11 protein-coding genes are annotated in these 9,693 nt (G+C 65.7%); all 11 read right to left on the reverse strand.

From position 1 onward, the window contains the following. The coding region (locus SFU54_RS06930; protein WP_319015557.1) for a hypothetical protein at positions 1-363 on the reverse strand (363 nt) is incomplete at its 3' end. A 189-nt stretch (positions 364-552) separates the two neighbouring features. Further along, positions 553-1,578, reverse strand: coding sequence for a ketol-acid reductoisomerase (gene ilvC, locus SFU54_RS06935; RefSeq protein ID WP_319015558.1), 1,026 nt, complete (start codon positions 1,576-1,578; stop codon positions 553-555). A gap of 42 nt (positions 1,579-1,620) precedes the next feature. Next, positions 1,621-2,130, reverse strand: coding sequence for an acetolactate synthase small subunit (gene ilvN / locus SFU54_RS06940; RefSeq protein ID WP_319015559.1), 510 nt, complete (start codon positions 2,128-2,130; stop codon positions 1,621-1,623). 6 nt (positions 2,131-2,136) lie between these two features. Then, positions 2,137-3,972 carry an acetolactate synthase large subunit gene (locus SFU54_RS06945; protein WP_319015560.1) on the reverse strand — a complete coding sequence of 612 codons (1,836 nt, stop codon included), beginning with the start codon at positions 3,970-3,972 and terminating at the stop codon, positions 2,137-2,139. Positions 3,973-4,022: 50 nt separating this feature from the next. Continuing rightward, positions 4,023-5,717 (reverse strand): dihydroxy-acid dehydratase, encoded by a 1,695-nt coding sequence (gene ilvD / locus SFU54_RS06950; RefSeq protein WP_319015561.1) that lies wholly within the window; start codon positions 5,715-5,717, stop codon positions 4,023-4,025. Positions 5,718-5,726: 9 nt separating this feature from the next. Then, positions 5,727-6,164 (reverse strand): monovalent cation/H(+) antiporter subunit G, encoded by a 438-nt coding sequence (mnhG, locus tag SFU54_RS06955; RefSeq protein WP_319015562.1) that lies wholly within the window; start codon positions 6,162-6,164, stop codon positions 5,727-5,729. Next, entirely contained in the window at positions 6,154-6,456 is a 303-nt protein-coding gene (locus SFU54_RS06960; protein ID WP_319015563.1) for a monovalent cation/H+ antiporter complex subunit F, read from the reverse strand. Before SFU54_RS06960 ends, mnhG begins: the two co-directional genes overlap by 11 nt. Beyond that, positions 6,453-6,995: a Na+/H+ antiporter subunit E gene (locus SFU54_RS06965; RefSeq protein WP_319015564.1), complete on the reverse strand. Its 543-nt coding sequence runs from the start codon at positions 6,993-6,995 to the stop codon at positions 6,453-6,455. The genes SFU54_RS06960 and SFU54_RS06965 overlap by 4 nt, the downstream gene beginning before the upstream one ends. Further along, positions 6,995-8,572 (reverse strand): Na+/H+ antiporter subunit D, encoded by a 1,578-nt coding sequence (locus SFU54_RS06970; RefSeq protein ID WP_319015565.1) that lies wholly within the window; start codon positions 8,570-8,572, stop codon positions 6,995-6,997. Before SFU54_RS06970 ends, SFU54_RS06965 begins: the two co-directional genes overlap by 1 nt. Then, positions 8,569-8,997, reverse strand: coding sequence for a Na(+)/H(+) antiporter subunit C (locus SFU54_RS06975; RefSeq protein WP_319015566.1), 429 nt, complete (start codon positions 8,995-8,997; stop codon positions 8,569-8,571). The genes SFU54_RS06970 and SFU54_RS06975 overlap by 4 nt, the downstream gene beginning before the upstream one ends. Next, the coding region (locus tag SFU54_RS06980; protein ID WP_319015567.1) for an MnhB domain-containing protein at positions 8,994-9,693 on the reverse strand (700 nt) is incomplete at its 5' end. The genes SFU54_RS06975 and SFU54_RS06980, both read right to left, overlap by 4 nt.

Genomic DNA, 9,693 nt, shown 5'->3' on the forward strand with positions numbered 1-9,693 from the left:
AAACCACAGGGCACTCGCGAGCAGGGCAAGAAACTCGCTGAACTGGTACATGATCTCGATCACGAGGGTCGGGCCCGTGAGGGGAACGAGGCTGATGCTGATGATCCACCCCACCGAGTAGGCGAGGTAGACCACGGCGAAGAGGGCCGTGAGCAGCGTCGTGAGGGCCGAGGGGCGCGCGGTTGCGGCGGGCTCGAGAGGGGCATCCGTTGTCGCGTCATCGGTGACGGATGCGGAGCTCGCGTCACCCGCCTCGTCGGCTTCACGTGCCGCAACCGCGGCGTCTGACTCGACATAGCTCGGGTCGTCAAACTCGTCCCACCGCAGCGCGGCGTCGTCGTCGGGAGCGGGCGTGCGGGGCATGCGTCGAGCCTACCGAGCGAACGCTATGCGACCCCCGACAGCACGAGGCCGCGACCCCTGGTTGCGGGGGCCGCGGCCTCGTGGGTTTCTCGGCGGTTGGCCGAGACGGTGAGTGACTAGCGCGCAGCGCTGCCGCCGTGCCGATGCGCTCGCGCATCGACACCAACAGACGCAGCGTTTGCGGCGACGTCAGCGCGCCGCGCTGCCGTCGACGTAGTCGGCGTCTTGCTGCTTCCACGAGAAGAGGGCGCGCAGCTTGCGGCCGGTCTCTTCGATCGGGTGCTGCTCGCCCTTGAGGCGCAGCGCCTTGAACTCGGGTGCGCCAGCATCCTGGTCGTCAATGAAGCGCTTCGCGAACGCGCCCGACTGAATGTCGGCGAGCACGGCCTTCATGTGCTCCTTGACGCTCGCGTCGAGCACGCGGGGGCCCGAGACGTAGTCGCCGTATTCGGCGGTGTCGCTGACGCTCCAGCGCTGCTTGGCGATGCCGCCCTCCCACATGAGGTCGACGATGAGCTTGAGCTCGTGCAGCACCTCGAAGTAGGCGATCTCGGGCTGGTACCCGGCTTCGGTCAGAACCTCGAAGCCGTACTGCACGAGCTGCGAGGTGCCACCACAGAGCACAGCCTGCTCGCCGAACAGGTCGGTCTCGGTCTCTTCAGTGAACGTCGTCTTGATGACACCGGCACGCGTGCCACCGATGGCCTTGGCGTACGACAGAGCGAGATCCCACGCGTGGCCCGTCGCGTCACGCTCGACGGCGATGATGTCGGGAATACCGCGGCCCGCGACAAACTCGCGACGCACCGTGTGGCCCGGGGCCTTGGGGGCAACGAGAATCACGTCGACACCCTCGGGGGCGTCGATGTAGCCGAAGCGAATGTTGAACCCGTGGGCGAATGCGAGGGTCTTGCCCGAGGTGAGCTTGTCTTTGATGCTCTCGGCGTAGATCGACCGCTGGTGCTGGTCGGGCGCGAGAATCATGATGACGTCGGCCCACTCGGCGGCGTCAGCAACCGTCAAGACGCTGAAGCCGTCGTCGCTGGCCTTCTGGGTCGACTTCGAGCCGGCCTTGAGGGCGATCGACACCTCAACGCCGCTGTCGCGAAGGTTCTGGGCGTGGGCGTGGCCCTGCGAGCCATAACCAACGATCGCAACCTTCTTGCTCTGAATGAGCGAGAGGTCAGCGTCGTTGTCGTAGAAAATCTCAGTCACGATCGGGGTTCTCCTTGTTCGGTGGGGGTGTAAAAGCTGGATTTAGTTCTTGAGCACGCGTTCGCTGATGCTCTTCGAGCCGCGACCAATGGCGAGCAAGCCCGACTGCGCGATCTCTTTGACGCCATAGGGCTCGAGCACGCGCAGCAGGGCTTCAACCTTGGCGGTATCGCCCGTCACCTCGATGACGAGCGAGTCGGTGGCGACGTCGACCACGCGCGCGCGGAAGAGGTTGGCCGCCTCGAGAATCTGCGAGCGAGTGGAGTTGTCAACGCGCACCTTGATGAGCATGTGCTCACGCTGCACCGAACTCGACGGGTCGAGTTCGACGATCTTCAGCACGTTGATGAGCTTGTTGAGTTGCTTGGTGATCTGCTCAAGGGGCAAGCCCTCGACCTCGACCACCACGGTGATGCGCGAGAGGCCTTCGACCTCGGTCGTGCCGACCGCGAGCGAACGGATGTTGAACCCGCGTCGAGCGAACAGGCCCGCCACCCGGGTCAACAGGCCAGGCTTGTCTTCGACGAGTAGTGAGAGCACGTGATAGGTCATGGCGGCTTACTCCTCGTACCAGTCGGGGGCGTGGTCGCGCGCGTACTGCACCGACGAGTTGCCGACGCCTTGCGGCACCATCGGCCACACCATGGCGTCACGGCTCACGATGAAGTCGATCACGACAGGGCGATCGTTGGTCTCCATGGCGAGACGGATGGCCGGCTCAACCTCTTCGGGCTTCGTCACGCGAATGCCGAGCGCGCCGTAGGCGTCGGCCATCTTCACGAAATCGGGGATCATGCGGGTTTCTTCACCCGCACGCATTGACCCGGTCTCGAGGTCGGTGAACGAGTGACGACCGTCGTAGAACAGCGTCTGCCACTGCCGCACCATGCCGAGCGACGAGTTGTTGATGATCGCGACCTTGATGGGGATGTTGTTGATCGTGCAGGTCGCGAGCTCTTGATTGGTCATCTGGAAGCAGCCGTCACCGTCGATCGCCCACACGAGGCGATCGGGCTGGGCAACCTTGGCACCCATGGCCGCCGGAACCGAGTAGCCCATCGTGCCCGCGCCACCCGAGTTGAGCCACGCGCCCGGACGCTCGTACTTGATGAACTGCGCGGCCCACATCTGGTGCTGGCCGACGCCCGCGGCATAGACCGCCTCGGGGCCCGAGAGCTTGCCGATCGCTTCGATGACCGCTTGCGGGGCAAGGAGTCCGTCGTCGGGATCGTCGACGTAGCCGAGGGGGTATTGCGTGCGCAGCGTCTCGAGCCGCTTCCACCAATCGACGATGTCGGGGGCAGCCTCGGCGGCCGCAGCCTCGAAGGCGGGCAGCAGGTCGAGCAACACCTCGCGGGCATCCCCCACAATCGGCACATCGGCGTGGCGAATCTTGCCGATCTCAGCCGGGTCGATGTCGATGTGGATGACCTTCGCACCGGGAGCGAACTCACTCACCTTGCCCGTCACGCGGTCATCGAACCGCGAGCCGATCGCGACGAGCAAGTCACTCTCTTGCAGAGCGAGCACAGCCGGAACGGTGCCGTGCATGCCGGGCATACCGAGGTTCTGGCGGTGCGAGTCGGGGAACGCGCCACGCGCCATGAGCGTCGTGACGACGGGAGCGCCGGTCTTCTCGGCGAAAGCGAGCAGCTCTTTGTGGGCGCCAGAGCGCACAACGCCGCCACCCACGTAGAGCACAGGCTTGCGCGACTCGACGATGAGCTGGGCCGCGGCCTGAATCTGCTTGCCGTGCGCCTTGGTCACCGGGCGGTAGCCAGGCAGGTCGACCTTAGGCGGCCAGATGAACGGCGCCGACTTCTGCTGGGCGTCTTTCGTGACGTCAACGAGCACGGGGCCGGGCCGACCGGTCGTGGCAATGTGCACGGCCGCGGCGATGACGCCCGGAACATCTTCGGGCTTCGTCACGAGGAACGAGTGCTTGGTGATGGGCATCGTGATACCCGTGATGTCGACCTCTTGGAAGGCGTCGGTTCCCATCGAGGTCGAGAACACCTGGCCCGTGATGGCCAACAGCGGCACCGAGTCCATGTGGGCGTCGGCGATCGCCGTGACGAGGTTGGTGGCACCGGGGCCCGAGGTAGCGATGCAGACGCCAAGGCGTCCGCTCGCAGCCGCGTAGCCCTCGGCCGCGTGGCCGGCGCCTTGCTCGTGGCGCACGAGAATGTGGCGAATCGCCGTTGACGACATGAGTTCGTCGTAGAACGGCATGATGGCACCGCCGGGGAGCCCGAACACGTCGGTGACGCCGAGCTTTTCGAGCGAAGCGAGAATGGCGCCCGAACCCGTGAGCATGGGCGGGTCACTCTTCTTCGCGGTGCTCGCGGCAGACGACGCGGCGGGACTCGGCACGGGGGTCGATTCCGTGGACATCAGAAGACCTTCTTTGAGAGTCGGTGATAACGAGCGGGAAATCCGCGTGTCTACCCGGTGACGGCTCCTTGCGCGGCAGACCGCACGAGCTTCGAGTACTTGGCGAGAACGCCACGGGTGTAACGCGGAGGCAGGGGCGCCCAGTCGGTGCGGCGCGCCTCAAGCTCGTCTGCGTCGACCAGTAGGTCGAGGGAGCGAGCAGCGATATCAACCCGGATCAGATCACCATCGCGCACGAAAGCAATAGGACCAGCGTCTACTGCTTCGGGAGCTACGTGGCCGATGCACAGTCCGGTTGTGCCGCCTGAGAATCGACCGTCGGTCAAGAGTAATACATCTTTTCCGAGGCCAGCGCCCTTGATGGCGGCGGTGACCGCGAGCATCTCCCGCATACCGGGGCCACCCTTGGGGCCTTCGTAGCGAATGACGACGACATCGCCGGCCGAAATCTCGCCGCGAGTCAGAGCATCCATCGCCGCGCGCTCGCGCTCGAAGACGCGGGCCGGGCCTTCAAACACGGCGGCGTCGAACCCGGCCGTCTTGACGACGGCGCCCTCGGGAGCCATCGAGCCGTGCAAAATCGTGATGCCGCCCGTGGCGTGAATGGGGTTGTCGAGCGTGCGCAAGACGTCACCGTCGAGCGGGTCGGGGTTGAGCTCGGCCAGGTTCTCGGCCATCGTCTTGCCCGTCACGGTCATGACGTCGCCGTGCAGCAGGCCCGCGTCGAGCAGCGCCTTGAGCAAGACGGGCAGGCCGCCCTGGCGGTCGACGTCGTTCATGACGTAGCGCCCGAAGGGCTTGAGGTCGCCGATGTGCGGCACGCGGTTGCCGATGCGATTGAAGTCGTCGAGCGTGAAGGGCACTTCAGCTTCGTTCGCGATCGCGAGCAAGTGCAGCACGACGTTGGTTGAGCCCCCGAGGGCCATGGCCACGGTCACGGCGTTCTCGAGCGCCTCGCGCGTGACGATCTGCCGCGCCGTGATGCCCTTGTTGAGCAGGTTGACGACGGCTTCGCCACTGCGGTGCGCGTACATGTCGCGACGGCGATCGTAGGATGCGGGGCTCGCCGACCCCGGAAGGCTCAGGCCGAGCGCCTCGGCCACGCTCGCCATCGTGTTGGCGGTGTACATGCCTCCACACGCGCCCTCACCCGGAGCAAACGCGCACTCGATGCGGTGGGCGTCTTCGGCCGACATCTTGCCGGCCTTGACCGCGCCAACAGCTTCGAAGCTGTCGATGATCGTGATCTCTTTCTCGGTGCCGTCGCTGAGCTTGACCCAGCCCGGCGCGATCGACCCGGCGTAGAGAAAGACGCTCGCGAGGTCAAGACGCACGGCCGCCATGAGCATGCCAGGGATCGACTTGTCGCAGCCCGCGAGCAACACCGAGCCGTCGAGGCGCTCAGCCTGCATGACGGTCTCAACCGAGTCAGCAATCACTTCACGGCTCACGAGTGAGAAGTGCATGCCCTCGTGGCCCATCGAGATGCCGTCGCTCACGCTCACCGTGCCGAATTGCAGCGGATACCCGCCACCGGCGTGCACGCCCTCTTTCGCCGCTTGCGCCAGACGCGCGAGCGAGAGGTTGCACGGCGTGATCTCGTTCCACGAGCTCGCAATGCCAATCTGCGCTTTGTCCCAATCGGCATCGCCCATGCCCACGGCGCGCAGCATTCCGCGCGAGGTGGTGGCTTCGATGCCGTCGGTAACGACGCGAGAACGGGGCTTGTGGTCCGGCTTCGACATGGGTCGATTCTACGGCCCGGCATCCCCTGGCTTCGACGACGGACCGTCGGGCTCGTCGTCCCACGCGCCCCCCGCAAGGTCGCTCGCGCGCGCGGCGTCGACATCGGCAGCGAGTTCGTCAACGAGCAGTGATGCGGGCTCGAAGTCGCCGTTGCGATACCCCGCTCGCCCCACCATGTGCGCCGAAATCGGCGCGGTCAACAATTGAAAGACCACGACCGGAATCAGCAGCAGCAAGACGGTGACACTGCGCGCGCTGAGAGCAATCGCGACCACCACCAGCACGAGCCCAAGAATCTGGGGCTTCGTCGCGGCGTGCAATCGAGAGAGCGGGTCAGGAAACCGCAGCAGTCCGATCGCCGCCGCCAGGGTGAGCAGAGCGGCCACGATGAGCAGGCTCGCTGCGGCGATATCGAGGATGCTCGCCCATTGCGCCTCACCGCCCATCGTTACCCTCCTCAGCGTCTGACGTTGCCGGGCTCACGGTGGCGCGCGTGACGAAGCGCGCGACGGCCACGCTTGCGAGAATCCCCGTTGCCGCGAGCACGACCATCAGTGGAATCGTGCGCGTGTGACCCGAGATGACCATCTCGGCACCCACGACGAGAATGAGCGTCGTCAAGAGAACATCGCTCGCAATGAGCCGGTCGATCAAGGTTGGGCCCGCGATGAGGCGCACGAGCACGAGCAGCACGGCCACCATGGCAATAGCCCCGGCGATCATCCACAGCATGGTCATGAGCGCACCGCCTCCCACTCGTCGTGCGACCCCCACGCGCGCAGCAGACTGCGCTCGAGGCTGAGCACGTGAGCCCGCGCCTTCTCGACCTGGGCGGGTGAGTGCACCGACAGCGAGTGCACATAGAGAACCGTGCTCGCCCGGTCGACTTCGACGACGATTGATCCGGGAACGAGCGACACCGCGAGAGCCGTGCCCGTGAGAATGAAGTCAGAACGCGTGTGCAGGTCGACCTTCACGAGAGCGCTTTCGTGGCGCGAGCGCGGGCCGATCGCGAGCAGTGCCACCTGAAACGACGCCACGACCATTTCGCCGAGCACCCGAGCGACGAAAACGATGAACCAGAAAAGGTTGAAGCGCCCCGAGAGTTCGACGGGCGGCAGGTAGAACGCGCGCGTCACGCCGAGCGACACCACGACTCCGGTAACGATCGTGAGGGGCGTGATCGAACCCCAGAGCAACATCCACAACACGACGAGGGCAAGCAGCAAAGGAAGCTGCTGGCGCACGGTCACCCGCGCGCGCTGCTGAACGGCCATCACTCGCCCTCCCCCGTTGTCGCGCCCGGAAGAACGAGCTCGATGTAGTCGCTCGAGCCATCGAGGCCCTGAGCAGCGCGGTCAGCGAGTCCATACAGCGGGCCTGCGAAGACCGTGAGCGACAGCCCTACGGCCACCATGCCGACGGTGCTGAGCGTCATGAGGCGCGGCGTCGCGCGGGTTTCGGCGAGCGTCGCCGGGCTGTCGGGCGCTTCTTCAACTGCGCGCAACAGTCGCGACTCGTCGCCCTCGACATCGGCGGCCGGTCGCCAGAACGCGAGGTTCCACACGCGCACGAGTGCGTACAGCGTGAGCAGCGACACGAGAGCGCCCGCCCCGATGAGCACGTAGGCGAGGGCATCGCCTTGCTCGGCGGTCGCCTCAAACAGACCGAGCTTGCCAATGAAGCCCGAGAACGGGGGGATGCCGCCCAGGCTGAGTGCCGGAATGAAGAACAGCACAGCGACGAGTGGCGCACTCGCGAGCAACCCGCCGATGCGGGTGATCGAGGTGCTACCAGCCTCGCGCTCCACCAGGCCAGCGGCGAGAAAGAGGGTGGTCTGCACGACGATGTGGTGAACGATGTAGTAGATCGCCGCGGCCGTTCCGGCCACGGTTCCGAGGGCGACGCCCAGAATCATGTAGCCGATGTGGCTCACGAGCGTGAACGACAAGATGCGCTTGATGTCGGCTTGCGCCACCGCGCCGAGAGCGCCCACCACCATCGTCAAGAGCGCCACGACCATGAGCGCGGGATTGAGCTCGGGCGTCGGAAAGATGACCGTTTCGGCACGGATGATGGCGTAGACACCGATCTTGGTCAGGAGGCCCGCGAAGGCGGCCGTGACGGGTGCGGGGGCCGAGGGGTAGCTGTCGGGCAGCCAGAACGAGAGGGGAAAGACTGCGGCCTTGATGCCGAAGGCCGCGAGAAGCATGACGTGCAACACGATCTGCACGTCGATCGGCAGCTCGCTCATGCGGTCGGCCACCTGGGCCAGGTTGACGGTTCCGAGGGCGCCGTAGATCATGCCGATCGCGGCGAGAAAGAGAATCGACGACAACAGGCTCACGATCACGTACGTGACGCCAGCCCGAATGCGCGCTTGAGTGCCGCCGAGCGTAATGAGCACATAACTCGCGACGAGCAAGATTTCGAACCCGACATAAAGGTTGAAGAGGTCACCCGCGATGAAGGCCACCATGACGCCCGTGGTCAAGATGAGATAGGTCGGGTAGTAGATCGACACGGGAGTCTCGTCATCACCGTCGGCGAGACCCTGACCGATCGAGAAGACGAGAACTGCCAGCAGGACGAGCGACGAGACGACGAGCATGAGCGCCGCGAGCCGATCGACGACAAGAACGATGCCGAACGGCGTCGGCCAATTGCCCGCCTCGACCACCACGGCGCCCTGCTGATCGACTCCGATGAGCAACACGACGCTGATCGCAAGCACCGTCGTGAGGGCGAGCGCGGCAACGATGCGCTGCGGTCGAGCGCGTCGACCGAGCACGAGCGTGAGCGCGGCCGCGAAGAGCGGCACGAGCACAACGAGGGGAACGAGCGTGGCGATCATCGAGACGCCTCCGCCGGAAAGTCGGTGTCGTTGGCGTCAAGTGCGACCTCTTCGGCCGGCATCGCCACCGTTCCCTGGCGCAGGGCGACGTCATCGGCGTCGTCGGTCAGGTCATCGGCGTTCGCCAGTCGCCACGACCGGTAGATGAGAGCGAGCAAGAAGGCCGACACGGCAAAGGTGATGACAATCGCCGTGAGAATGAGCGCTTGCGGCAGCGGGTCGTTGTACTGCGCGGGGTCGAGGTCGTCGTCGTAGATCGGCGCGAAGCCCGAGCGCCCGCCCATGATGAGAATGAGCAGGTTGACGCCGTTGCCCATGAGCAAGAACCCCAGCACGACTCGCGTGAGGCTGCGTTCGAGCAACAGGTAGACACCGCACGCGATAAGCGCGGCCATGATGACGACGAGCACGAGCGAGACGGTCATGGTTTGCCTCCCGCTGCCGAGATCGTGACGACGGATGCCGCACCGGCGCGCCCCGCCGGCGCAAGAACATCGCCGCCTTGTCGGTCGACTTCACCGCCGAGGCTGCGCAAGACATCAAGCACGAGGCCCACGACGACGAGGTAGACCCCGATGTCGAAGATCGTGGACGTCACAAACTCGACCTCACCGAGCAGCCACAGCTCGCCTTCCCAATAGGTCGAGGTGAGGGGTGGCGCCCCGAAGAACAGAGGAACGAGAGCCGCGCCGGTGGCGATGAGCAACCCGGCCCCGAGCACGGCACCGGCTCCGAGCGGCAGAGCGGCTCCGAGCTCGTAGCGACCGCCAGCCAGGTAGCGGCCCACGAGCGCGAGTCCCGCGACGAGTCCGCCCACGAAGCCACCGCCCGGCAGGTTGTGACCCGCAAACAGCAGATAAAGCGAGATGACAATGATCGCGTGGAAGGTGAGGCGCACCACGACTTCGAGCAAGATCGAGCGGTGACGCGGGTCGAGCGTGGGCCCCGCGAGAATCCAGGCGTTGCGCAGTTCGCCACTTTCGCCCTGCTCACGAACGCGATCGAGTCGGGCCGAAATGCGCCTCTTGACGGCAGCGCGCCCCGGGCGCGGTGGCGACTCACCGCGGCCGCGCAAGAACAGCAGGCTCGCCACCCCGGTCGCCGCAGCGATCACGACCGCG

Origin of the sequence: Microcella sp., from assembly GCF_033763155.1 — a bacterium.
Lineage (GTDB): Bacteria > Actinomycetota > Actinomycetes > Actinomycetales > Microbacteriaceae > Microcella.